This is a genomic window from Paracoccus sp. MC1854, assembly GCF_014164635.1.
GTDB lineage: Bacteria > Pseudomonadota > Alphaproteobacteria > Rhodobacterales > Rhodobacteraceae > Paracoccus.
The window spans coordinates 187,653-211,307 of the sequence record NZ_JACJFU010000005.1 but is presented as its reverse complement, the minus strand read 5'-3'; the positions used below and the strand labels follow the sequence as shown (position 1 = coordinate 211,307).

20 protein-coding genes, 1 tRNA gene and 3 pseudogenes are annotated in these 23,655 nt (G+C 68.2%); 16 read left to right on the top strand and 8 right to left on the bottom strand.

Annotated elements, in window-relative coordinates; all coding sequences use genetic code 11:
• Nucleotides 1–68: 68 nt before the first annotated feature.
• Complete coding sequence (locus H5395_RS06685) at nucleotides 69–425, top strand: integrase core domain-containing protein (RefSeq protein WP_182791802.1); 357 nt, start codon at nucleotides 69–71, stop codon at nucleotides 423–425.
• Here the strand turns inward: H5395_RS06685 and H5395_RS06680 are convergent.
• Together H5395_RS06680 and H5395_RS06675 are read right to left on the bottom strand one after the other, a co-directional pair.
• Nucleotides 391–1,331 (bottom strand): annotated as a pseudogene (locus tag H5395_RS06680) (MFS transporter); the annotation flags it as partial. The gene H5395_RS06685 and the pseudogene H5395_RS06680 sit on opposite strands and share 35 nt — an antisense overlap.
• Nucleotides 1,237–1,620, bottom strand: a complete 384-nt coding sequence (locus tag H5395_RS06675) for a hypothetical protein (protein ID WP_182791782.1) — start codon at nucleotides 1,618–1,620, stop codon at nucleotides 1,237–1,239. The gene H5395_RS06675 and the pseudogene H5395_RS06680, both read right to left, overlap by 95 nt.
• Before the next feature lie 161 nt (nucleotides 1,621–1,781).
• Between H5395_RS06675 and H5395_RS06670 the strand changes: the two genes are divergently transcribed.
• The 6 genes from H5395_RS06670 to H5395_RS06645 are packed head-to-tail and all read left to right on the top strand — an operon-like array spanning nucleotide 1,782 to nucleotide 5,809.
• Nucleotides 1,782–2,570 carry a PAS domain-containing protein gene (locus H5395_RS06670; protein ID WP_182791781.1) on the top strand — a complete coding sequence of 263 codons (789 nt, stop codon included), beginning with the start codon at nucleotides 1,782–1,784 and terminating at the stop codon, nucleotides 2,568–2,570.
• Entirely contained in the window at nucleotides 2,567–3,121 is a 555-nt protein-coding gene (locus tag H5395_RS06665) for a PAS domain-containing protein (RefSeq protein ID WP_182791780.1), read from the top strand. The genes H5395_RS06670 and H5395_RS06665 overlap by 4 nt, the downstream gene beginning before the upstream one ends.
• Before the next feature lie 24 nt (nucleotides 3,122–3,145).
• A complete protein-coding gene (locus H5395_RS06660; RefSeq protein WP_255440543.1) occupies nucleotides 3,146–4,078 on the top strand; it encodes a HAMP domain-containing sensor histidine kinase in 933 nt (310 codons plus the stop codon).
• Nucleotides 4,079–4,095: 17 nt separating this feature from the next.
• Entirely contained in the window at nucleotides 4,096–4,986 is an 891-nt protein-coding gene (locus H5395_RS06655) for a PleD family two-component system response regulator (protein WP_182791778.1), read from the top strand.
• Nucleotides 4,986–5,357, top strand: coding sequence for a response regulator (locus H5395_RS06650; protein ID WP_182791777.1), 372 nt, complete (start codon nucleotides 4,986–4,988; stop codon nucleotides 5,355–5,357). The genes H5395_RS06655 and H5395_RS06650 overlap by 1 nt, the downstream gene beginning before the upstream one ends.
• Entirely contained in the window at nucleotides 5,354–5,809 is a 456-nt protein-coding gene (locus H5395_RS06645) for a CBS domain-containing protein (protein WP_182791776.1), read from the top strand. The genes H5395_RS06650 and H5395_RS06645 overlap by 4 nt, the downstream gene beginning before the upstream one ends.
• Before the next feature lie 486 nt (nucleotides 5,810–6,295).
• On the opposite strand, the gene H5395_RS06640 is transcribed toward H5395_RS06645, so the two are convergent.
• Nucleotides 6,296–6,859: a DUF533 domain-containing protein gene (locus H5395_RS06640; protein ID WP_182791775.1), complete on the bottom strand. Its 564-nt coding sequence runs from the start codon at nucleotides 6,857–6,859 to the stop codon at nucleotides 6,296–6,298.
• A 96-nt stretch (nucleotides 6,860–6,955) separates the two neighbouring features.
• On the opposite strand from H5395_RS06640, the gene H5395_RS06635 reads away from it, so the two are divergent.
• From H5395_RS06635 to H5395_RS06630, 3 genes and pseudogenes are all read left to right on the top strand, one after another.
• A complete protein-coding gene (locus tag H5395_RS06635; protein ID WP_234450768.1) occupies nucleotides 6,956–8,299 on the top strand; it encodes an SLC13 family permease in 1,344 nt (447 codons plus the stop codon).
• Nucleotides 8,290–8,730 carry an SLC13 family permease gene (locus tag H5395_RS18815; protein ID WP_234450767.1) on the top strand — a complete coding sequence of 147 codons (441 nt, stop codon included), beginning with the start codon at nucleotides 8,290–8,292 and terminating at the stop codon, nucleotides 8,728–8,730. The genes H5395_RS06635 and H5395_RS18815 overlap by 10 nt, the downstream gene beginning before the upstream one ends.
• A gap of 31 nt (nucleotides 8,731–8,761) precedes the next feature.
• Nucleotides 8,762–9,620, top strand: a pseudogene (locus H5395_RS06630) (IS481 family transposase); the annotation flags it as partial.
• A 50-nt stretch (nucleotides 9,621–9,670) separates the two neighbouring features.
• On the opposite strand, the gene H5395_RS06625 reads toward H5395_RS06630, so the two are convergent.
• A complete protein-coding gene (locus tag H5395_RS06625; protein WP_182791774.1) occupies nucleotides 9,671–9,919 on the bottom strand; it encodes a hypothetical protein in 249 nt (82 codons plus the stop codon).
• Nucleotides 9,920–10,013: 94 nt separating this feature from the next.
• Entirely contained in the window at nucleotides 10,014–10,541 is a 528-nt protein-coding gene (locus H5395_RS06620) for a hypothetical protein (RefSeq protein WP_182791773.1), read from the bottom strand.
• A 197-nt stretch (nucleotides 10,542–10,738) separates the two neighbouring features.
• Between H5395_RS06620 and H5395_RS06615 the strand changes: the two genes are divergently transcribed.
• Complete coding sequence (locus H5395_RS06615; protein WP_234450766.1) at nucleotides 10,739–13,426, top strand: molybdopterin-dependent oxidoreductase; 2,688 nt, start codon at nucleotides 10,739–10,741, stop codon at nucleotides 13,424–13,426.
• A gap of 97 nt (nucleotides 13,427–13,523) precedes the next feature.
• On the opposite strand, the pseudogene H5395_RS18810 reads toward H5395_RS06615, so the two are convergent.
• Both H5395_RS18810 and H5395_RS06605 read right to left on the bottom strand, forming a co-directional pair.
• Nucleotides 13,524–14,188: pseudogene (locus H5395_RS18810) on the bottom strand (IS5 family transposase); the annotation flags it as partial.
• A gap of 673 nt (nucleotides 14,189–14,861) precedes the next feature.
• Nucleotides 14,862–14,935, bottom strand: a tRNA-Gly gene (locus tag H5395_RS06605).
• 85 nt (nucleotides 14,936–15,020) lie between these two features.
• On the opposite strand from H5395_RS06605, the gene H5395_RS06600 reads away from it, so the two are divergent.
• The gene (locus tag H5395_RS06600) at nucleotides 15,021–16,469 is read left to right on the top strand and encodes a TrkH family potassium uptake protein (protein WP_182791771.1); all 1,449 of its coding nucleotides are present in this window, start codon (nucleotides 15,021–15,023) and stop codon (nucleotides 16,467–16,469) included.
• On the opposite strand, the gene H5395_RS06595 is transcribed toward H5395_RS06600, so the two are convergent.
• On the bottom strand, nucleotides 16,470–17,885 hold the full coding sequence (locus H5395_RS06595) for a peptidoglycan-binding domain-containing protein (RefSeq protein WP_182791770.1): 1,416 nt from the start codon (nucleotides 17,883–17,885) through the stop codon (nucleotides 16,470–16,472).
• Nucleotides 17,886–17,981: 96 nt separating this feature from the next.
• Here H5395_RS06595 and H5395_RS06590 point away from each other — a divergent pair, with 96 nt between their 5' ends.
• The 4 genes from H5395_RS06590 (at nucleotide 17,982) to kynU (ending at nucleotide 23,609) form a co-directional block, all read left to right on the top strand.
• A complete protein-coding gene (locus tag H5395_RS06590; RefSeq protein WP_182791769.1) occupies nucleotides 17,982–18,929 on the top strand; it encodes a glycine--tRNA ligase subunit alpha in 948 nt (315 codons plus the stop codon).
• A complete protein-coding gene (locus H5395_RS06585) occupies nucleotides 18,926–19,408 on the top strand; it encodes a DUF6446 family protein (protein ID WP_182791768.1) in 483 nt (160 codons plus the stop codon). The genes H5395_RS06590 and H5395_RS06585 overlap by 4 nt, the downstream gene beginning before the upstream one ends.
• Complete coding sequence (gene glyS, locus H5395_RS06580) at nucleotides 19,405–21,810, top strand: glycine--tRNA ligase subunit beta (RefSeq protein ID WP_182791800.1); 2,406 nt, start codon at nucleotides 19,405–19,407, stop codon at nucleotides 21,808–21,810. The genes H5395_RS06585 and glyS overlap by 4 nt, the downstream gene beginning before the upstream one ends.
• Nucleotides 21,811–22,421: 611 nt before the next feature.
• Nucleotides 22,422–23,609 carry a kynureninase gene (gene kynU, locus H5395_RS06575; RefSeq protein ID WP_182791767.1) on the top strand — a complete coding sequence of 396 codons (1,188 nt, stop codon included), beginning with the start codon at nucleotides 22,422–22,424 and terminating at the stop codon, nucleotides 23,607–23,609.
• Nucleotides 23,610–23,655: the final 46 nt, after the last annotated feature.

Here is a 23,655-nt window from a genome sequence, read left to right as displayed (position 1 = left end):
CAACGGCCCGGCGTTCGTGGCCACCGCGCTGCGCGACCGGATCGCCGCGGCCGGCGCCGGAACGGCCTCTGTCGAGCCTGGATCCCCCGGGGAGGGAGGAGGATCAGGAAACGGTCCGGGGGACTGTTTGCCCGACGACGGGCCGCTGCGAGAGCTTCACCGCCAAGCTGCGCGACGAGCGGCTCACCGGCGACATCCTCTGCAGCCTCGCCGCGGCGAAGATCGTCCTCGCGGCGGGGCGCCGCCCTTGCACCACAAAGCGCCCGCATTCCTCCCCGGGCGAGCGGCCCCCCGCTCCCGAGGTCCCGCAGGGACCGCCTTCGCCACCCGGAGCATGGCGCCAGCACCCGTCATGCACCAAGATCGGAAAGGGACCACCCCAGCAGGGCAGGCCAGGCAGGACCCGAGTGCGGACAGCAGCATGAAAACCAGCAGCGGCGTCACCCCCGCACCCGACACAAGGAAATAGCCGGCAAGCGCCGCCCCGCCCGCGACCGCCATTGCGCCCTCCAGCCCGCTAGCGGTGCCTGCGAACTAGGGGCGCACGCTCATCATGCCGGCATTCGCGTTCGGCAGGACCATGCCATTCCCCAGCCCCATGAACGCTCCTGCCCCGAAGAACATCAGCGGGTGGTGCAACTGTGCCAGATCGGCGGTCAGCGACACCCCTGCGCCCCACAGGATCATCCGGTCCATGCCGAGGTGGATCGACCAGCGGCCTGAAGCGAAGTTGCCCAGCAGATAGCCGACCGAGGCGCGGCAAACCAGTAGCCCACCTCGGCAGGGGTGAGCCGGAACACTGTCTCGCCCACGAACGGTGCGCCGTCCAGATAAGCGAAGAAGGCCCGCAAGGCGAGCGTCGCGGTGAAGCTGGCCTTCCAGCCCCAAAATTGATCCAGCGCGCCGCCCAATACGGGGGGCAGCATCGGGACGACCGCCATGCCAATGGTGACACAGCCGATCCGGCTTGCGACCGCAGGGCCGGACACCATGTCGCGCACGACGGCGCGTGACAGCACCGGCCCGGTGGTCACCACCGCCTGGATCATTCGCATGGCCAGGAGCCAACCCGCGGTCGGCGCCAGCAGCGTCCCCGCGGTCGCAGCCAGGAAGATCGCCAAGGCGCCCAGCATCACCGGGCGGCGTCCCCAGCGATCACTGATTGGCCCGACGAGCAACTGCACCACCGCCGAGGCACCGAGACAGGCCGAGACCCACAACTGCATCAGTCCGTATTCAACGCCGAAATACCGCGCCATCGCCGGCCGCGACGGCAGGAACACGTTCATGGAAAGAGCGGCGATCCCTGCCCATGCCATCAGCGTCGCCATCCTGGGCGGAGATCGAGTACCGGCCGTGAAGGACAATCCATGCTCCCGAGCAGATCAGGGAGAAACCCGCACCATGTTGGCGGGCCGGGTTATCGTCCAGATAGAGCCATGAAAGCACGCCGAACACGGACAGGCTGATGATCTTCCGGATGGTCTTCAGCAGGTCGGCATGCTTGGCATGGTTCTGCGAGGCACCGTCGCCCTGCCGTAAAGGCTCGGCCGGAAATGCCAACAAGCGCCTGCGCCGCTGATCTGCCGGGACACCGATCCGAACACCGACGGATTCCATTCTGAAACGCGACATCCCTATGCCGGCTGGCGTTTTCGACATGGAGGAACGGCCCGGCTCCTGACGCGGGCAAAATGCGCCGCCCGCATAACTTCCCCGGAACGGCTGGCCGCGCACCGGGTTGAGGCGAGCCCCGCCAATCCTTGCCGCACGAGGCCACCTTGGACCCTGCCACTCCGGCCCTCACCGCCTGCGGACCCTTCCCCGACCGGGCCGCGCTCGATGCGCTCGGGTTCGGGCTCTACTGCCTCGATGACGAGGGGCGCTGCACCTATGCAAACCCGGCCTGCCTGGCGATGCTGGGCTATGCCGCGGACGAGGTGCTGGGGCGCAACATGCACGACCTGATCCACCACAGCCATCCCGACGGCTCGGCTTATCCGCAATCGGCCTGCCCGATGGTCGCCACCCGCATGACGGGGCGGGCGGTGCGGCTGTCGAACGAGGTCCTGTGGCGCTGCGACGGCAGCTTCTTCACCGCCGAATATTCCGCCTGGCCACTGCGGGACGGCGACCGGATCGCGGGCAGCGTGGTCACGCTGGTCGATACTGCGCAGCTGGGCGGGGCCTCGGACCGGCTGGCGCTGCAGGTCACCGTTAGCCGTGTGCTGGCCGGCATGGCCGAACCCGAGGAGGTGCTTGCCCGCCTTCTGGCGGCGGTGGGCGGCAGCCTCGGCTTCCAGGCGGGCTTCTTCTGGGACGTGAGCCACCGCGAGCGGCAGCTGACCGCGACCGCCAGCTGGACCGCGCCGGGCTTCGAGGCGGGCGCGCTGGCCGGGCAGACCATGGCCCTGACGCTCGACCGCGGCGAGGACTTGCCCGGCCGCGCCTGGGAGGAAGGCGAGATCCTGCACACCCCCCCGAGGGCCGGGAAGCGGCGGCGCGGGCGGCGGGGCTGGTTTCGGCGCTGGCCATCCCGGCGCGCCTCGGGCGGCGCGTCCTCGGCGTGATCGAGCTTTACGCCGACCGCCCCGTCGAAGCGGGGGACGACCTGATCGACAGCGCCTCGGCCATCGGCCAGCAGGCGGCGCAATACCTGCGCCGCAGGCGGGCCGAGGCCGCCCTGCGCGACCGCGAGGAGGAGTTCCGCGACTTCGCCGAGAACCTGCCGCAACTGACCTGGATCACGGATGCGACCGGGGCGATCAACTGGTTCAACTGCCGCTGGCACGACTACACCGGCACCACGCCCGGCCAGGCCGAGGGATGGGGCTGGCGCGCCCTGCATCACCCCGACCATGTCGAGCGGGCCGAAGCCTCCTACCGCGCCGCCATCGAGGCCGGGACCGTGTGGGAGGACACCTTCCCCCTGCGCGGGCAGGACGGGCGCTATCGCTGGTTCCTGTCCCGCGCCGTCCCGATCCCCGACGAGGACGGCCGCATCACCCGCTGGTTCGGCACCAACACCGACATCACCGCACAGCGCCAGGCCGAGGCGCGGGCGCTGGCCGCCGAGCGCCGCTTGCGCTTTGCCCTGCAGGTCGCCCGCATCGGGTCCTAGACCTGGGACCTCGACCGCGAGACGCTGGAGGCGGACGAGGGCTTTTGCGCACTCTTCGACCTCGACCTCCACCCCGGCGAGGCCGACCTGCCCGCCGCCGACTTCCTCGCCCGCCTGCATCCCGGGGACGCCCCCCGCGTGACCGAGGTCCTGGCCCTGGCCCGCCGCGAGCAGGGCGAGTTCGACCTTGAATTCCGCCTGTGCACGCGGGACGGCGAGGTGCGTTGGGCGGTCCTGCGCGGCTCGGTCGAGCGGCGGCCCTTCGGGCGCGGCGTCTATGCCCTGGGGATCACCTGGGACGTGACCGAGCAGAAGCGGCGCGAGGAGGATCTGGCCGCCGCCAAGCTGGCCGCCGAGGAGGCCAACCGCGCGAAAAGCCAGTTCATCGCCAACATGAGCCACGAGCTGCGCACGCCCCTGTCGGCCATCATCGGCTATGCCGAACTGCTGGAGGAGGAGGCCGAGGACCTGGGCGAGGCCGCGGGCAACATGGCCGAGGACCTGGGCAAGATCGAGGTCAGCGCCCGGCACCTGCTGTCGCTGATCAACGGCGTCCTTGACCTGTCCAAGATCGAGGCGGGGAAGATGGAGGTCGAGGTCGAGGCCTTCGACCTCGCTCCCCTGCTGGACGAGGTCTGCACCACCGTCGAGGGGCTGATGGCGAAGAAGGACAACCGCTTCGCCGCGGACCTCGCCCCCGACCTCGGCGCGATGCAATCCGACCCGGTCAAGCTGCGGCAATGCCTGTTCAACCTGCTGTCCAACGCCGCCAAGTTCACCGAGGGCGGCGAGGTGACGCTGAGCGCCCGGCGTACGGGCGGGCGGCTGGTCTTCCGCGTGGCCGACACCGGCATCGGCATGACGCCCGAGCAGCAGGAGAAGCTGTTCCAGCGCTTTACCCAGGCCGACGTGTCCACCACCCGCCGCTTCGGCGGCACCGGGCTGGGGCTGGCCTGACCAAGGCCTTCGCCGAGATGCTGGGCGGATCGATCGCCGTCGACAGCGCCGAGGGGATGGAGACGGTCTTCACCCTGACCCTGCCCGCCGACCTGCGCCATCCCGAAGGCTCCGACGCTGCCCCCGCCGTGGGCGAGGCGACCGGCGGCCAAGTGCTGGTGATCGACGACGACCCGCATATGCGCGACCTCCTGGTGCGCTTCCTCGGTCGCGACGGGCTGGGGGTCGCCACGGCCGCGAACGGGCAGGACGGGCTGGCGCTGGCGCGCGGGATTTCGCCCTCGGCCATCATCCTCGACGTGATGATGCCGCGGATGGATGGCTGGGCGGTGCTGTCGGCGCTGAAGGCTGACCCGGATCTGACCGAGATCCCGGTCATCATGGTGTCGATGATCCGGGAAACGGGGCTGGCCTATTCGCTGGGGGCGGCCGACTACCTGACCAAGCCCGTGGACTGGCAGCGGCTCAAGGAGACGGTGGACCGCCACCGCCTGCCTTCGGCCCCGCCCGCGGGGCTGGCGCTGCTGGTCGAGGGCGACGCCCCCGCGCGCGAGGAACTCGCCCGCCTGCTGGAAGGCGAGGGCTGGGAGATGGCGCAGGCCGAGGCCGCCGGGCCGGCCCGCGCCCGCATGGCCGAGCGGCGGCCCGACCTGATCCTCGTCAACCTGGACCTGCCGCAGGTCGGGGGCTTTGCGCTTCTGGGCGAACTGCGCCGCGACCCCGACCTGCGGCGCATCCCCGTCATCGCGCTGACCGAGGGCGGCCTGTCGCCCGAGGACCGCGCCCGCCTGCGCGACCAGGTGCGGCAGGTGATCCAGCCGGGCGAGGAGAGCGTTGAGGAGTTGCTGGACGAATTGAAGCGCATCGCCGGCGAGCGGGAAAAGGCACGGGTGAAAGGACAGGGCTGATGGCCAAGCTGCTTCTGGTCGAGGACACGCCGGAGATCTGGGACTTCCTGTCCCGCCGCCTGGCCCGGCGCGGGCACGAGGTCGCGCTGGCCCATGACGGGCAGGCAGGGCTGGACGCTGCGCAGGCGGCCCGGTCGCAGGTGATCCTGCTGGACATGAACCTGCCGGTGATGGACGGCTGGACGGTGGCGCGGCGGCTCAAGGACGACCCCGCGACGGCGGCCATCCCGATCATCGCCCTGACCGCGCACGCGCTGGCCGGCGACCGGGAAAAGGCGCTGGCGGCGGGCTGCGACGACTATCACCCCAAGCCCATCGACTTCTCGCGCCTGATGACCCAGATCGACGCCGCTCTGGGGGCCGCGGCATGAGGGTGGGCGAGATCATGGCGCGCCATGTCGACTTCATCCCGGCCGACGCCCCCGTGTCCGAGGCCGCCGAGCTGATGGGCGAGCTGGAGGTCGGCGCCCTGCCCGTGGGGACGGCCGAGGACCTGCTGGGCGTGGTGACCGACCGCGACATCCTTTATCGCGTGGTCGCCCGCGGCCTCTCGGCCGCCGAGCTGCCGGTGGGCGAGATCGCCACCCGCCCCGTGATCGGCTGCGGCGAGGAGGACAGCCTGCGGGACGCGATGAACCTGATGGCCGCCCATCACATCCGCAGGCTGGTCGTGCGGGACGCGGGCGGCAAAGTCATCGGCTGGCTGACACTGGCCGACCTTGCCCGCCACCTGCTGGTCGAACGCGGCACCGTGCAGGCGGCGCTGCGCGAACTGACCGAGGGGCCGGGAACCGAAGCCGCGCCCGCGCCGGCACAGGGCTGAGGGCGCGGGCCGGGCAGCACGGACTGGCGGCTGCGGGGTTTCGGGAAGAGCCGCATGGTTCTGAGATCCGGACTGCGCCTGCGCCCTGAACGGCGGTCCGCTGCCCGGCCGGGCCTTGCAGAAAGGGACTGGTCAAATCCGGGAACGGGATCTGACTGCGCGCTGAACTGCGGCCGGCCGCCCGGCCCTTCCTTGAGGGACGCCTTCTCCATCTGCCGCCGGGTCGCCAGCCGATGACAGGCGCCCTGCCCTCTTCCACCACTGCAAGGCAATGGCCGCTGCCCACCGCATCGAACATGATGCGGCAACGGCATGTCGCCTTTGCCCCTGCCGGCCAAGTCGCGGCCGCGATGTCCAAGGGGCGGAAGCCCGCAGGACGCCCCGAGGGGGGGACAGGCGGCACCCGGCCCTTCGCGCGGGCTGTGAGACGCGGCTGGAAGGGACCGGGCGGGACGCCCGGAAAGTGCCGCGCGCGCCCTGCTCCCTTCAGGCGCGGTAGCGGCGTTCGAGGCTGCGGGCGACCTCGGCTGCAAGCCCCAGCCGGCCGGCCAGGTAGTCCAGAAAGGCACGGTTCACCCTGTCCCGCCGGTTGATCGCCAGCAGCGCCGCGGCATAGGCGTGGGTTGCCAGCCCCTCGACCTCGACCCGCGCCAGCAGCGCCCCGAGGTTCTGCGGCTCGGCCAGGGCGGCCGCCAGCCGCGCATCCTCGGGGGCGTCCGCGCCGACCCGCCGCAGCACCTGGGGCAGCGCCTGCGCCTCGCGGGGATCGACCGCGCCGTCGGCCTGGGCAGCGGCGGCCATCACCTCGACCAGCAGCGCGGCCTGCCCGGGGCCCATGGCGCGGAAGTTCAGCGTGTGCGGCACCAGCAGCTGCTGGCCGTTCGACAGCCAGCCGTCGAGCAGGCGGGTGGCCAGCGCCACCTCCAGCCGTGCCTCGGGGTCGGGGGCGGGACCGGAGGGTAGCGCGGATGCGGGCGGGTGAAGCGCCGGTTCCTGCAGTGCCACGGCCTGGCCGTCGCGGTAGCGCGAGGCCCGGAAAAGCCATCCCATGATATCCACCGCCAAAGGCTCCCCTGCGTCAATGCCGGGTGGAACCGGGTCCGAGGGCCGGCGGTTCCGCGCTGCCCTTGCGGAGTGACCCCGGAATTGACCCTCGATCAAGCGCTTGCCTTCGGACTGATGGCCGTCACCATCGGCCTGTTCATCTGGGGGCGGCTGCCCTACGACCTTGTCGCCCTGCTGGCCCTGCTGGCCGGCGTCCTGATCGGGATCATCCCCGCGGCCGAGGCGTTTTCCGGCTTCGGCGACGACGTGGTGATCATCGTGGCGACCGCCCTGCTGGTCTCGGCCGCCGTGGCACGGTCGGGGGCGGTGGAAACCGCGATGCGGCCCCTGCTGCGAAACCTCAGGGGCGCGCAGGCGCAGGTGACGGTGCTGGTTTCGGCAGTCACCGTGCTGTCGATGGTGACCAAGAACGTGGGAGCGCTGGCCATGATGATGCCGGTCGCGGCGCAGCTGTCGCGGCGTACGGAGACGCCCTTGTCCCTCATGCTGATGCCCATGGCCTTCGGCTCGCTGATCGGCGTGATCGTGACGCTGGTGGGCACCTCGCCCAACATCCTCGTCTCCAAGGTGCGCGAGGATATCCTGGGCAAGCCCTTCGGGGTGTTCGACTACACGCCCGTGGGCATCGTGATCGCCATGCTGGGCGTGGTATTCCTGTCCTTCGCGTATCGCCTGCTGCCCGACCGGCGCGCGGCCAGCCGCTCCATGGACGCGGCCTTCACGCTGGAGGAATGCGCCACTGAGGCCCGCGTGCCCGAAGGCTCTCCCTTCGTCGGCCGCACGGTCGCGGACCTCGAGGCGCTGGCCGAGGGAGGCCTGCGCGTGATCATGGTGATCCGCGAACGCTTCCGCCGCCATGCGCCCCGCCCCGACGAGGCGCTTGAGGCCGAGGACGTGCTGCTGCTGAGCGGCGAGCCCGAGGACCTGGAGCGCGTCGTCGCCCGCGCCCGCCTGCGTCTGGCAGGCGAGGAGGTGGCCGAGGATGAGGCCGACGAGAACGAAAGCGTGGTCGCGGAAGGCGTCGTCACCGCCGATTCCGTGCTGGTCGGCCGCACCCCGGCCGAGGCGCAGCTTTTGCGCCGCCACGGGCTGCAGCTTCTTGCCGTCAGCCGCCGCGGCCAGCGCCTGAACCGGAGGCTGCGCCGCCTGCGGCTGGAAGTCGGGGATGTGCTGATCCTCAAGGCTGCCCCCGAGCGGCTGGCGCCTTCCTTGGGCGAGCTGCGCATCCTGCCCCTGAGCCAGCGCGACGTGGCACTTGGAAGCCGCAAGCGCAGCTGGCTTCCGATCCTGATCCTGGCCGCGGCGATGGTGCTGGTTGCCGGCCATGTCGTCCCCGTGGCCGTGGCTTTCGCGGGTGCGGCGGCGCTGCTGCTGCTGCGCGTGATGACAATGGACGAGGCCTATCAATCGATCGAATGGCCGTGATCGTCCTGCTGGCCGCACTGATCCCGGTCAGCAACGCGATCCAGGCGACCGGCGGGTCGGACCTGATCGCCGCCGGGCTGCAGCGCGTGGCCGGAGAGGTGCCGCCACTGGCCGCGGTGGCGCTGATGATCGTGCTGGCGATGGCGGTGACGCCCTTCCTTAACAACGCCGCAACCGTTCTGGTGATGGCCCCCATCGCCGCGAGCCTCGCCGGGCGGCTTGAGCTGAACCCCGACCCTTTCCTCATGGCGGTGGCCCTGGGCGCGGCCTGCGACTTTCTGACCCCCATCGGGCACCAGTGCAACACGCTGGTCATGGGACCGGGCGGCTATCGCTTCGGCGACTACTGGCGGCTCGGCCTGCCGCTGTCGATCCTGATGGTGGTCGTCGGCACCCCGATGATCGCGCTGATCTGGGGCCTGGGCGGCTGACGGGGGTGAACCTGGTCGCCAGGCTCCACCTGCCTGGATGGTTGCCGAGCGCTACGGCATCTCTTGGCAGACCGTCTGGAAATGGCGCAAGCGCGACAGCCTCCATGACCGGAGCCACACGGCGCACCGGTTGCAGACCACGCTGACGCCCGCCCGAGGCAGGCGGTGGCGGTTGCGTTGCGCAGGTCGCTGCTGCTGCCGCTCGACGACCTGCTGTCGGTGGTGCGGGAGTTTCTGAACCCGAATGTCTCGCGTTCCGACCTTGACCGCTGCCTGCGGCGGCATAGCGCTGGCAACCTGCGCGATCTGAAACCGGCCACGCCGCGTCCGGCCCACAAGCCCTTCAAGGACTATGCTGCGGGCTACCTCCACATCGATGTCAAATACCTGCCCCAGATGGCCGACGAGGACCGCCGGCGCTACCTCTTCGTGGCCATCGACCGCGCCGCACCGATGCGGATTACTCGGGTGCTGACCGATAACGGCAAGGAGTTCACCGACCGGCTCTTCAGGCTGCGCCGCCGCGCCGCCACCGGCAACCACGAGTTCGACCGTCTTTGAGACGTTCTCGGCATCGAGCACCGCCTGGCACCCCGATGCACCCCGATGCACCCCGATGCACCCCGATGCACCCCGATGCACCCACAAACGAACGGCATGGTCGAGTGGTTCAATGGCCGGATCGAGGATGTCCTGCAGAGCCACCGCTTCCACAGGGGCGAGGACTTGAAGCAGACCATCCTGCGGCTCATGTCCGCCTCTACAACGGCCAGCTGCCCCAGCCTGTCCTCAAGGGTCGAACGCCCATCGACGCGCTCAAGGTCTGGCATCGCGAAAGACCCGAACTGTTCAGGAAACAGCCCTATAATCACACGGAATGTGACATGTAACGCCAAGCGCAACCGCTGAAGGGGAGTGTCACAGCCGACGCCTTCATCTGCTACGACACCCGGACCCCCTTATCGGCTGCCATGGGGGTGGCGCCGTCGTTGATCCGTACCGACGATCTGGAGCGTGGTGCCGCTGCGCACTGATAGCGCGCAACCGGGTCGTCTGGGAAGCCGTCGCTGACATGATGTTCGGTTGCCCCGATCAGGCGCGCGAGGGCAACCGCAACGTTGCCCGCATGTCCCTGCTGCTGGCGGGGATGCCGGTCGGCGACTTTCAACCAACCCTGCGACTCGGGCATGGATGCCGTCCTGAACGGCTGCCCGAGCCATGAAGGCAGCCTCCCATCCTCGGACACTGAGGCTGCATTGTCTCTGCGGAAGACTGCCCGGCGGTCAGTTCGCCGCTTCGGCTGGTTCCGCCGGGGCGTCGTTCGCCGACTGCGCCGCCGTGCCGGCGGTGGACCCACCGGCGGCATCGGCTTGTGGCAACTGGTCCGCCACTGCCGGACAGCCGATGCTCACCACCGGATCGCACTGGCCTTCGAAGCCGGTGTCCTCGACAGCCATGTCCGAGTTCCCGGCCCTTTCCTGCTCCACTGGCCGGATGGTGGCGGGATTGGTCGTCGGGATCGAGGTCGAGGTCCCCGGCTGCGGGTTGCCGCGCTGCGCCGTGGGCGAGCCCTGCGGGCCGCCGCTCATCTCGTCCAGCAGCCTGTGAGGATCAGCCGCCGGGTCGGCCGCGGCCCCCGCACCCCCCACAGCGCCCTGAGCCGGGGTCCCTGAAGACTGCGCGGGAACCGCCGACGCCCCGGTGTCGGCCGATGGTGCCGGTGTCTGCGCCAGGGCCGCAACCGGAAGCAGCACGGACAAGGCCAATGCGGCAGCCAGTCGCCCGGCGCCTGCAGCGTGATTGGTGAACATGGTGTTTCTCCTTCCACTATCTCGCGACACAACGCCGCAGATTCCCGGTATGTTCAAGTCCCTTGCGCTTGCTGTGGTTGCTGCGCCTTGCCATTGCCGCGCCATGTCTTCAGACTTTGGCTCACCCATCGCGCTTCAACCATCCCTTGTAGCGGACAGTTGAAGGGGTGGCGGAGCGAACAAGAAAGGTGGCAGCCATGACCATGCAATTTTCCCGTCGCAACTTCATGCAGGTCGGCGTCGCCGCCGCAGGGGCGCTGTCGATGGGTCGGCTGATGAACAGCACCGCGCTGGCTTCGATCGATCCCAACTCGCATTCGCAGCGGATCTTCCACGCTTCGCATTACGGCCCCTTCGAGGCGGTGGTGCGCGACGGCCGCATCACGGCGATCTCGCCGGTCACGGAACTGGACCACCAGCCGACCGACATGCTGATGCTGGGCACCGTGGACCGCACCTATGACGAGACGCGCATCCTTTATCCCATGGTCCGCAAGTCCTACCTGGACGGTTGGCAGACCGGCGACACCAAGCCCGAACTGCGCGGCAAGGAAGAGTTCGTGCAGGTCGACTGGGACACCGCGCTGGCCCTGGCGGCCAATGCCATCATCAACACCATCGAGGCTGACGGGAACGAGGCGATCTTCAGCTCGTCCTATGGTGGCTGGTCGAACGCGGGCTCGTTCCGCCCGAACGTCATGCAGCAGCGCTTCTTCAACCTGATCGGCGGCTGCACCATCACGCAGGGGGACTTCTCGGCCGGGGCGGCGCAGGTGGCCCTGCCGCATATCATCGGCGACATGGAGGTCTATTCGCCCCAGACCGCCTGGGAGGTCATCCGCGACAACACCGAGGTCTTCGTCCTCGTCGGCTGCGACCCGGTCAAGAACAACCGGATCGAGTTCACCGTCGCCGACCACGGCATGTCCCGCCCCTGGGCAGAAATCCGCGATGCCGGCTGCCGCTTCATCTCGATCAACCCGCAGCGCACCGCGTCCGATTACTACCTGAACGCGGAATGGCTGCAGATCATCCCGAACACCGACATCGCCCTGTTCCTCGGCATGGCCCATCATGTGCTGGAAAACGGGCTTGAGGACCGCGCCTACATGGACAAATACACGACCGGCGCCGACCGCTGGATCGCCTATGTCCGCGGCGAGGACGACGGCACCCCCAAGACGCCCGACTGGGCCGCCGCGATCACCGGCATCCCGGCCGAGAAGATCCGCGAGATGGCCGAGCTGTTCGCCTCTTCGCGCACCCAGTTCGGCGGCGCCTGGTCGCTGCAGCGCGCCCATCACGGCGAACTGGTCCACCACGCGATCATCAACTTCGCCGCGCTGACCGGCAAGATCGGAAAGCCGGGCGAGGGCGTGGGCTTCAGCTGGCATTATGGCGGCGGCGGGATGCCGCAGTCGGGCCAGCCGACGCCCACGGGCCTGTCCTCGGGCAAGAACATGGTGTCCACGCTCTGCCCCGCCAGCCGCATCGTCGAGATGCTGGAAAATCCGGGCAAGGAATTCTTCTACAACGGCCAGACCCGCGCCTATCCCGACATCAAGATGATCTACAACGCGGGCAACAACTTCGTCTCGCACCAGCAGGACCTGAACCGGCTGCTCAAGGCCTTCGGCAAGCTGCACACGATCGTCAGCCAGGACGTCTGGTGGACAGCGGCCGTGCGCTGGGCCGATATCGTGCTGCCGGCATCCTCGACTCTGGAACGCGACGATATCTCGGTCGGCGGCACCTATTCCAACGACAAGATCTACGCGATGAAGAAGGTCATCGAGCCGTTGGGCGAGTCGATGAGCGACTACGAGATCTTCGAGGCGCTGGCCGACAAGATGGGCCTCTGGGCGCAGTTCACCGATTCGCTGGACTACATGGACCACATCATGGCGGCCTATGGCCGGACGGGTGCGTCCAAGACCACGCCCTTCGAGGAGTTCTGGGAAAAAGGCTACGCCCTGCAACCCGCCCCGCCCGAAGCCCGCAAATGGGTCCGCCACGGCGCCTTCTATGAGGACCCCGAGAAGAATCCGCTGCACACGCTGTCGGGCAAGGTCGAGATGTTCTGCACGACCATCGCGGACATGAACGTGCCCGACAACCCCGGCATGCCGATCTGGCAGGAGCCGCTGGAATACCTGGGCAACGCGCAGGAAGGCCAGTTGCACATCGTCAGCCCCCACCCTTGGTATCGCCTGCACAGCCAGATGGACAACTCGGCCCAGTTGCGCGAGCTTTACAAGATCGACGGGCGCGAGCCGGTGCGGATCAACCGCCAAGATGCCGAGGCGCGCGGCATCGCCGAAGGCGACTTGGTCGAGATCCGCAACGAACGCGGCGCGATCATTGCGGGCGCGGTGCTGTCGGACGACATCATGCCGGGCGTCATGTCGCTTTACGAGGGGGTCTGGCCGGACCTCGACAGCAAGGGGCGCTGCAACTCGGGGCAGATCAACTGGATCACCTCGGAACGCCCGGCCTCGGGGCTGACGCAGGCGACCATCGCCAATACCTGCGTGGCGTCCGTGGCCAAATGCGAGGATGCCGAGCGCCCGAACCAGGCGCATCAGAAGCCGCCGATCTTGACCGACTACCAGTTCGCCGCGGTGGACGAATCCGAACTGGGCCTCGACCGCGTGGCCGAACTGGTCGAATCGCTTTATGCCGACATGGAGCCGGGCGAGCGCATCTTCTACCAGCGCTGCACCGTCTGCCATGGGCCACGCGATCCTGGCGGTTTCACCCAGTTGCAGTGGCGCGGCATCACCCCCTCGATGTTCCCGCGCGCGGGGCTGGATGCCGACGAGGCGGCGATGGTCACCGACTTCCTGATGCGCAACGCCTCGGACGCGGCGACGTCGGTCAACTGACCCGCCAAGGGAGCGCAACTGCAGCCGTGCAGACTGCGCTCCCTTTCAATGCAGCGGATTTTGCTCAGGGCCATGCCAGGCTCATGACCCATCGTCTTCATAGCCAGAAGATGACGGTGGTGGCGGGGGATCGACGCACGGATCGACGCGGAAACGCAGACCTTCGGGCGTCTGTCGTGAGCTGGGTTGCTCTGCGCCGCCAGTTTTCCACACGACCGAACATGATCTCTATCCTGTTGCGACGCCGGTATCGGCGCTTGTCATACCTGATGGGTTTGGCGCGTGATTTCCGGCTGGGGATGCAGGCACGTATCCCTTTGTCCCTCAAAGCTTCCCGGAACCATTCGGCATCGCAGCCCGTATCAGCCAGCAACCATTCCGCCGCGGGAGGGTCGCTCAGAAAGGCAACTGCCCTGACGTAGTCGCCGTTCTGACCTGCGGCCATGAAGAACCGGATCGGACGGCCTTGGGCGTGGGTGATGGCATGAAGTATGGTGCTCATGCCGCCTGTTCTCGGGAAAACGATCTCGCAGATCCTTTTCTGATGCTCGAACTGCGGCCGATCAGGCGTCCACACCCCTTTTCGCCCGCAAGCTGGAAGCCGTGCAATGTGTCTTGAGGTAGGTCGTGTCGATCATGATTGTCCCCGGTCGCTCCTCCGTGGCGGCAAGCCCTTCCATGATCCGGGGCGAAGCCCCCCATGTCGCTCCACCCTCTCCAGCGATTGTAGAGGGTCTTCGCCGGACCATACTCCAGCGGCGACGGCGGCCGCTGTCGGTGATGATCTCGATCTCAGACATAAGGACGTGCTCAGGCGCATGCCTGAGCTTCCATGACTATGCCCGGGTGTGCGGTCGGAAGGGGGGCCAGTTCAGTGGGCGAATTGCCGACACTTCGACAAGCCTTCCTCGTCAGCATCCTTGAACTGCAGAGCAACCCTGGCAACACCTTTGTCTGAAACCTTGAAGCTCATCTCGTGCGCCAGCTTGTTCCTGAGAGCGTTGGCACTCTTTGCCCAGCGCAGATTCTCACCTCTCAAAATGTCCAGATGTCCAATGAATAAAGCAATGCGGCTCCTTGCTCGAATGACATGGATTTAACCTGATCGGCCCATTTGGTGCAGACCAACTACTCAAGAAGATTGCAACTACATGATCAAAAGCCAGGCGGCGTTTAGAACTTGATTTCCCATGTTGTTGAGTTTCAAGCGGCCGCCTGCTTCGTTGATGCTGAAGCAAGACTTATGGTAGAGGGCCTTCAACCCTACCGGATCATCGAGTGGATCGTCAAAGCCCGCGGTGGCGATTCCCTGCAAAACTCTCGCGACCGACCTCTTCATTCGCCCAAAACCATGTTGCTGGGTGCGAAACTGGGTGGCGCCTGACCGCTTGGACCAGGATAAAATCCAGTTAAATCAGATCAAAAGACGGGAAGGTGGAGCGGGTGATGGGAATCGAACCCACGTATTCAGCTTGGAAGGCTGCTGCTCTACCATTGAGCTACACCCGCATGGGCGGCAGCTTTACCCAAGCGCGCCCGCCCGTGCAAGCGGGCTGCGCTTGACCGGCGCGGATGCCGGGGGCACTCAGGCGCAATGATCGACATCCGCCCCGTGGTCCACGCGATTGCCAAGCTTTCCGTCGCCATGGGCGGGCTGATGCTGCTGCCGGCGGCGATCGACTGGACGGCGGGCGATCCCAACTGGCTGGCCTTCCTCGCCACCGGCTGCGGGACGATCCTGCTGGGCAGCATGACCATGCTCGCCACCCGCAGCGACGGCGGGCGGTTCCAGATCGAGCAGGCGTTTCTGCTGACCTCGGGGCTTTGGCTGGTGCTGCCGGTTCTGGGGGCGGTCCCCTTCATGCTGGGCGCGCCGGGGGCAGGATGGACCGACGCCATGTTCGAAGCGATGTCGGGCATGACCACGACCGGCGCCACGGCCTTCCGGGACCTCGACGGCCTGCCCCTGGGCACGCATCTGTGGCGCGGCATCCTGCAATGGTCGGGGGGCCTCGGCATCGTCGTCGTCGCCATGGTCTTCCTGCCGGTCATGCGCGTCGGGGGCATGCAGTTCTTCCGGTCAGAAGGCTTCGACACCATGGGCAAGGTCATGCCGCGGGCGGGCCAGATCGCGGCCGAGATGTCCTATCTTTACCTTGGCATCACCCTCGCCTGCGCCCTGACCTACGCCGCGCTGGGCATGAACGGCTTCGACGCGGTGATGCACGCGCTGACGACCTGTTCCACCGGCGGCTTCGGCCGCTATGACGCGAGCTTCGGCCCTTTCATCGGCCCGATCCAGTATGCGGCGTCATTCTTCACCATCCTCGCCTCGATCCCCTTCGTGCGGATGCTGCAACTGGCGCATGGCGACCCCCGACCGATCTGGCGCGACAGCCAGATCCGCGCCTACCTGGGCATCATCGCCGCCGTCTGCATCCTGATCGTGACCTACGAGGCGATCTGGCGCGAGGTCGCGCTGTCCCGCGACCTCATGCGCGAGGTCATCTTCAACGTCGTCACCGTGATCTCGGGGACCGGCTTCTTCACCGTGGACGTGACGCAATGGGGGCACCTGCCCTTCGTGCTGCTGATCCTCGTCGGGCTGGTGGGCGGCTGCACCGGCTCGACGGTCTGCTCGATCAAGGTCTTCCGCTATCAGGTGCTGTTTCAGGCCCTGCGCGGGCAGTTGGTGCAGATGCACTCGCCCCATCGCGTGCGGCCCCTGCGCCTGCAGGGGCGCAGGCTGGACGCCGAGGTGGTGAACTCGGTCATGGCCTTCTTCACCATGTTCGTGCTGAGCTTCGGGGTGCTGATCGTGGCCTTGGCGCTGAGCGGGCTGCACGCGCGCACGGCACTGACCGCCGCCTGGACCGCCATCGCCAATGTCGGGCCGATCTGGGGACCCGAGGTCACCGCGAACGGCGGCGTGACGAGCTTTCCCGGCACGGCCAAGTGGCTGATGATCGGCGGCATGTATCTCGGGCGGCTGGAACTGATTACCGTCTTCGTGGTGCTGATGCCGCGCTTCTGGCGGCAGTGATCAGGCGGGATCGTCCGGGGACAGGGGGGCGTCCTCGGGCACGGGTTCCGCCGCCGGCGTAACCCGGATGCTGTCGAGGATCTCGGCGGCGACGCGGGGCTGGTCCGCGGCGTCCATCACCGGCCAGATCAGCACCATGCCCTGCACCCGGCCGTCCGCGACCCGCGCCTCGGCCTGGCCGATATGGGTGTCGTTGCGGCCGACCAGCGTGGCGCGGCCCCGCGCCACCTGCCGCTCGGGCGAGGGCACCCAGCCCAGCGCGGTGACAAGGCCGGTGAAATCCAGCATCTCCTGCTGGCCGCCCGGCGCGCCGTAAAGGATCAGCGCCGCGCCCGAGCCGTCCCTGGGACCATAGATCGACAGCCCCTGCTCGTTGCGGTCGAATTGCAGCCGATCCATCGGCGCGACCAGCGACAGCCCGGACTGCGGGTCGTCCAGCCGGGTCAGGTTCATGTCCTCGCGCCAGTCCTCGCGCTGCGCGATCAGCGCCTGCATCGTGGCGGCAGGGTCCGGCGAGGCCCGCAGCGCCAGCACCTCGGCCGCGATGGCGGCGCGGGTCTGGGGGCCGTCCTTGCCGTCGATCTCGCCGTCGTAATGCCCCGCCCAGCGCAGGGCGCGCTGGATGTCCTCAAGCGGCGGCATCTCGGCAGCGGGGCCGGGGGCGGGCAGGTCGATCTCTTCCGCCGGCTCCAGCGGCTGGCCCAGGTCGGCGGGCGGCAGGACGGCGGCGAAGCGGCCGACGCGCTGGGCGGTGCGGAAGGCGCCCAGCCAGGCCTCGGCCACCTCGGCAGGCATCGGGCCGAGGGCGATGGCGAGGCCACCGTCGGGCTGCTGGAACAGCCCGGCCTCGGGGAAGTCCTCGCGCCATGACGCAAGCGCCGCATCCGCCGCCTCGCGGGTGTCGAACCGCTGCAGGCGCAGGTAGTCGCCGGCGGGTGGCGCGGGGGCTGGCTCCACCGCCGCCGTCTCCGGCGCATCTGCCTGTTCGTCGGCTTCGGGTCCAGTATCGGCAGGGGTGGCAGGTTCGTCCCCCTCGGCACCAGAGGGCACGAAAGTCGAGGAACCCGGGGCCGGTCCGGCCGCCGAGGGGCCCTCCGCTTCCGGCGGCGCGGCTGTGGCCTGCACGGGCTGCGCGCCCTCGGGCACCGGCACGATGAAGCTGTCTCCCGGGATCTCGCCCAAGGCGCGCAGGCGCGCAAGCTCCGCCTCGGCCGCCTCCCGCTCCATGGGGCCAAGACCGATGCCGGTCCAGCCGCCCGGCAGCGGGAAAGTCATCACGTCGGGGAAGCGCCCGGCCCAGCCCTCGGCCACCGGAGCGACTGCCGCGCTGCGCTGTGCCTCGATCCGCAGCACCACCGGTTCGGCCAGCGCCGCCCCCGGCAGCATCGCGACGATCAGAAAGCCCAAGCCCCGCATCGGCAACCCCCTTGCCCCCGTGGGCCGATTGACCCGGCCCGGACCGCACCCTATGAGCGGCCTGCATTCGCGTCAGTTATGCGAAAGGACGCCGGGATGACCAGCCCCGAACAGACCGACCGGCCGCGCTGTTTCCAGGACGTGATCCTGCGGCTGCAGGACTATTGGGCGGCCACAGGCTGCGCGATCCTGCAGCCCTATGACATGGAAGTGGGCGCGGGCACCTTCCACCCGGCGACGACGCTGCGATCTTTAGGGACGCGCCCATGGGCCGCTGCCTATGTCCAGCCCTCGCGCCGCCCCACGGACGGTCGCTATGGCGAGAACCCGAACCGGCTGCAGCATTACTACCAGTATCAGGTCATCATCAAACCCTCGCCTCCGAACCTGCAGGAGCTTTACCTGGGTTCGCTCAAGGCGATCGGGCTGGACCCGCTGGTCCATGACGTCCGCTTCGTCGAGGACGACTGGGAATCCCCGACGCTCGGCGCTTGGGGCCTTGGGTGGGAGGTATGGTGCGACGGCATGGAAGTCAGCCAGTTCACCTATTTCCAGCAGGTCGGCGGGCATGACTGCCGCCCGGTGTCGGGCGAGCTGACCTATGGGCTGGAACGGCTGGCGATGTATGTGCTGGGCGTGGAACACGTCATGGACATGCCTTTCAACGCCCCCGACGCGCCGATCCCGCTGACCTATGGCGACGTCTTCCGCCAGACCGAGCGCGAATATTCCCGCTGGAACTTCGAGGTGGCCGACACCGCCATGCTGCTGCAACATTTCAAGGACGCCGAGGCGGAATGCGCCCGCATCCTCGATGCGCCGCCCGAGGACAGCGCGGGGCGGCATATCCCGATGGCGCATCCTGCCTATGACCAGGCGATCAAGGCCAGCCACATCTTCAACCTGCTGGACGCCCGCGGGGTGATCTCGGTCACCGAACGGCAAGCCTATATCGGCCGGGTCCGGGCGCTGGCGAAGGCCTGCGCCGACCTGTTCGTCACGACCGAGGCTGCGACCGGGGCGAACGCGGGGGCCGAGGCGTGACCACCGGCAAGATCATGGCCTCGATGCTGGTGCTGACCGCGCTACTGGCGGGCCTCGCCATGTATTACCTGCAGGTCTACGGTTTCTACGAGGACGTGGACGAGATCACCGGCGCATCCGAGATGATGGTGACGCTGCTCGACGGCTCGACCCGGCCGGTTGCGGTCGGGGGCTTCCGGGCCATCGACGCGGACTCCTCGCCCATCCGTTGGCGGTCCTGCTTCACGCTGGACCCGGCCGAGGTCGCGGACGCCACCCCCTTCCCGCAGGCCACGCCCCTGAACGGGCCGGGCTGGTTCCAGTGCTATTCCGCGCGTGCCCTGACCGCCGACCTCGAGGCCGGGAATGCCCGCGCCATCCTGGGCCAGTCCGAGGTTCACCCCGACGTGGACCGCGTGATCGCCGTCTATCCCGACGGCCGAGCTTTCGGCTGGCACCAGTTGAACGACAAGACCCCCGCACGCGGAGTGATGGACTGATGGACCTGCTGATCGAGCTGTTCTCCGAGGAAATCCCCGCCCGGATGCAGCCCCGCGCAGGCGAGGACCTCAAACGCCTGATCACCGACGGGCTGGTGGAAGCGGGCCTGACCTATGCCTCTGCCGGCGCCTTTTCCACGCCGCGGCGGCTGGCGCTTGCGGTAGAGGGGCTGACGCCGGAATCGAGGCCCGTGCGCGAGGAACGCAAGGGACCGAGGACGGACGCGCCCGAAAAGGCCATCGAGGGCTTCCTGCGCTCGACCGGCCTGACGCTGGACCAGCTTGAACGCCGCCCCGAGAAGAAGGGCGAGGTTTATTTCGCCGTCATCGAGAAGCCGGGCCGCAAGGCCGCCGAGATTGTGGCCGAGGTGCTGGAGGCGACCATCCGCGACTTCCCCTGGCCCAAGTCGATGCGCTGGGGCTCCGGCAGTCTGCGCTGGGTTCGCCCGCTGCATTCCATCATCGCGATCCTGTCCGACGAGGCGGGGGCGCAGGTCGTGCCGCTGACAGTGGACGGCATCGCCGCGGGCGACACGACGCACGGCCACCGCTTCATGGCGCCCGACGCCTTCCGCGTGACGGGCTTTGACGACTACGCCGCCAAGCTGCGCCGGGCAAAGGTGATGCTCGACCCCGCCGAGCGCGAATCCGCGATCCGGCAGGAGGCCGCGAACCTCGCCTTTGCGCGGGGGTGGGAGATCGTGCCCGACGAGGGCCTGATGACGGAACTCGCCGGGCTGGTCGAATGGCCGGTGCCGCTGATGGGGGTGATCGAGGCGCGCTTCCTCGACCTGCCGCCCGAGGTGCTGCAGACCTCGATGAAGGCGCACCAGAAGTTCCTCTCGGCCCGCAACCCGAAGACGGGCCGGATCGAGGGCTATGTCACCGTCGCCAATATCGAGACACCCGATCACGGCGCGACGATCCTGGCCGGCAACCAGCGCGTCCTCGCCGCCCGCCTCTCCGACGCCGCCTTCTTCTGGGAGAACGACCTGCGCGAGGCCCTCACGGGGATGCAGGCCTGGGCTACTGGACTGGGGAAGGTAACATTCCACGCCAAGTTGGGCTCGCAAGCCCTCCGAGTACATCACATCGCGGATCTGGCGCGCAAGATCGCGCCCGCCATAGGTGCGGACCCAGATCAAGCGGAACAGGCCGCGCGTGTCGCAAAGCTGGACCTGCGGTCGGCGATGGTGGGCGAATTCCCTGAGTTGCAAGGGACGATGGGTCGGTACTACGCGCAGGCTGCCGGGCTGCCTCAGGCGGTCGCGGATGCGGCCCGCGACCATTACTCGCCGCTGGGGCCGTCGGACGAGGTGCCCTCCGCGCCGGTGTCGGTGGCCGTGGCACTGGCTGACAAGCTGGACACGTTGGCCGGGTTCTGGGCGATTGACGAGAAGCCCACCGGGAGCAAAGACCCTTTTGCCCTGCGGCGGGCGGCGCTGGGTGTGATCCGGCTGGTGACAGGAAATGGGCTGCGGTTGGGATTGAAGGCGCAGCTTTCAACCCATCTAAATGAGCGAGCCTTTTTCGGACGACGAACTCTTGACCTTGTGTTTTCCTTAGCCCTCAACCCGTTGGATTTTGTAGAGGCTCTTGAGCATTCCGTTCCCCGCTCACTGCAGGACATGTATCTGCTCCACGGCGTAAGTGATAGTCTGCGGCACCGGATTTCGAACGCTGTTGAAGAGGCCGTTACCAAGGGCATCCTTTTCTCAAAGCATACAGACATCCTTGAAGTCCTCGGTCCGCTGTCCATCGAGGAGAGGACTGCTGCCGAGGTCTTTCTTGGAAAGCTAAATATCGCGGAAGAGGAATGTGGTGAAATCCCGGAAGAAGCCGAAGATTCGCTCGCGGCATTTGTTGCTCCACTTACCGCCGACCTCCTCGCCTTCCTCCACGACCGCCTCAAGGTCCATCTCCGCGACCAAGGCATCCGCCATGACGTGATCGACGCGGTGCTGGCGATGCCGGGGTCGGACGACCTCACGCTCGTCGTGCGCCGCGCCACCGCGCTGAACGGGATGCTGGGAACCGAGGACGGCCCGAACCTGCTGCAGGGGCTCAAGCGCGCCGCCAACATCCTGGCGCAGGCCGAGGAGAAGGACGGCGTCGAATACTCCTTCGGCGCGGACCCGAAATTCGCGGAAACCGACGAGGAACGCGCACTCTTTGCAGCACTCGACGCCGCCGAGCCGAAGATCGCCGCCGCCATGCGGGCCGAGGACTTCCCCGCCGCCATGTCGGCCATCGCCGCCCTGCGCGCGCCCATCGACGCCTTCTTCGAGGCGGTGCAGGTCAACTCCGACAACCCCATCCTCCGCCGAAACCGCCTGAACCTGTTGTCCCGCATCCGCGAAGCGGGCCGCTTGATCGCCGATTTCGGCAGGATCGAGGGGTGAGGGACGTCCGCAAACGGTCCGGTGGACCGTTTGAAGCCCCGAGCGCAAGCGAAGGGCCGGGCCGGATCAGGGAAAGGTCCGCCGGACCTTGCCGCCGGCGAAGGCCCCGGCGCAGGCAAAAGGCTGGCCGCAGACAATCCCGTGGACGGTTTGCAGTCCCGAGGCCTGCCGCGCAGGACTTGGGCAGGGTGCTGGAAAGTTCCGGCGACCGCGCCTCCTCGAACGCCGAAGTGCAGGTGACGAGTTGGAGGCGATCCGAAGATGGCAGGTGCCGGACAGCACAGATGCAGCTGGCGGTTGGCCATTGCTTCATCCGCGAGCCTGGCCCCTGTTGCGCCGCCGCACGCGGGCTGTCTGCCCCTGCGAGGCCTTCGGCCTCTTCCCCCGGGGATATTTCAGGACCGTCTGAAACAACCTTGAGCGGCCCTGAACATCGCGGCGGCTTTTAGCAGGCGGGTCAGGGAACCGATGCCACGGCTGTCTTCCGGCCGGATGGGGCTGCTGGAGCCTTTCGGCAAGGAAAGCCGCGGCGGCGGGCCGGAAGGATGAATGGCATGCGCCATCTTGCAGCCGCCGGTTGCGCTGCTAGCCTCATACCAAAGGGGAACCACATGACCGACTTCGCCCAGACGCGTGCCGCCTTCCATCTGCCTGACGGGATCACCTATCTCGACGGAAACTCGCTGGGGCCGATGCCGCGCCATGCCGCCGACCGGGCGGCGGCGATGATGCGGGACGAGTGGGCCGGGATGCTCATCACCGGCTGGAACCGGGCCGGCTGGTATGTGCAGCCGCGCCGCGTCGGCGACCGGATCGCGCGACTGATCGGCGCGGGCGAGGGGCAGGTCGTCATGGGCGACACGCTGTCGATCAAGGTGTTCCAGGCGCTGTCCGCCGCGCTGCGGATACGGCCGGACCGGCGGGTGATCCTGTCGGACAGCGGCAACTTCCCCTCGGACCTTTACGTCGCGCAGGGGCTGGCCGAAACCGTTGGCGCGGAACTGCGTGTCGTCGCGCCTGAAGAGGTGGCCGCGCACATCGCGCCCGACATCGCCGTGCTGATGCTGACCGAGGTCGATTACCGCACCGGTCGTCGCCACGACATGGCCGCGCTGACAGCCGCCGCGCATGAGGCAGGGGCGCTGACGGTCTGGGACCTTGCCCATTCGGCCGGGGCGGTGGACGTGGACCTGCTGGGGGCGGGCGCGGATTTCGCGGTGGGCTGCACCTACAAGTATCTGAACGGCGGCCCCGGCGCCCCGGCCTTCATCTGGGTCCACCCGGACCATGCGGATGCCGCCCGACCCTGCCTGCAGGGCTGGATGGGGCACGCCGCGCCCTTTGCCTTCGACCAGGCCTATGCCCCCGCACAGGGCATCGAGCGGATGCGGGTCGGAACCCCTCCGGTCATCGCGCTTGCGGCGCTGGATGCGGCCCTGGACATATGGGAGAGCGTGGACATGGCCGCGCTGCGCGCCCGGTCCATCGAGCTGACCGAAGCCTTTATCCGCGGCATCGAGGCCGCCTGCCCCGATGTCGCGCTGCATTCCCCGCGTGACCCTGCGCAGCGGGGCAGCCAGGTGGGCTTCCGCCACCCGCAGGCCCATGCCGTGATGCAGGCACTGATCACCGAGGGGGTGATCGGCGACTTCCGCGCGCCCGACGTGCTGCGCTTCGGCTTTGCACCGCTTTACAACAACACGGACGACGTGGCGCGGGCGGTGGAGGTGCTGGCGACAGTCCTGCGGGAAGGCCGCTGGAACAGGCCCGAACACCACCGCCGGGCCGCGGTGACCTGATCCGGGGCAATGGCCTTGCAGTGGACCGCGCCGCGCCATAACGCCC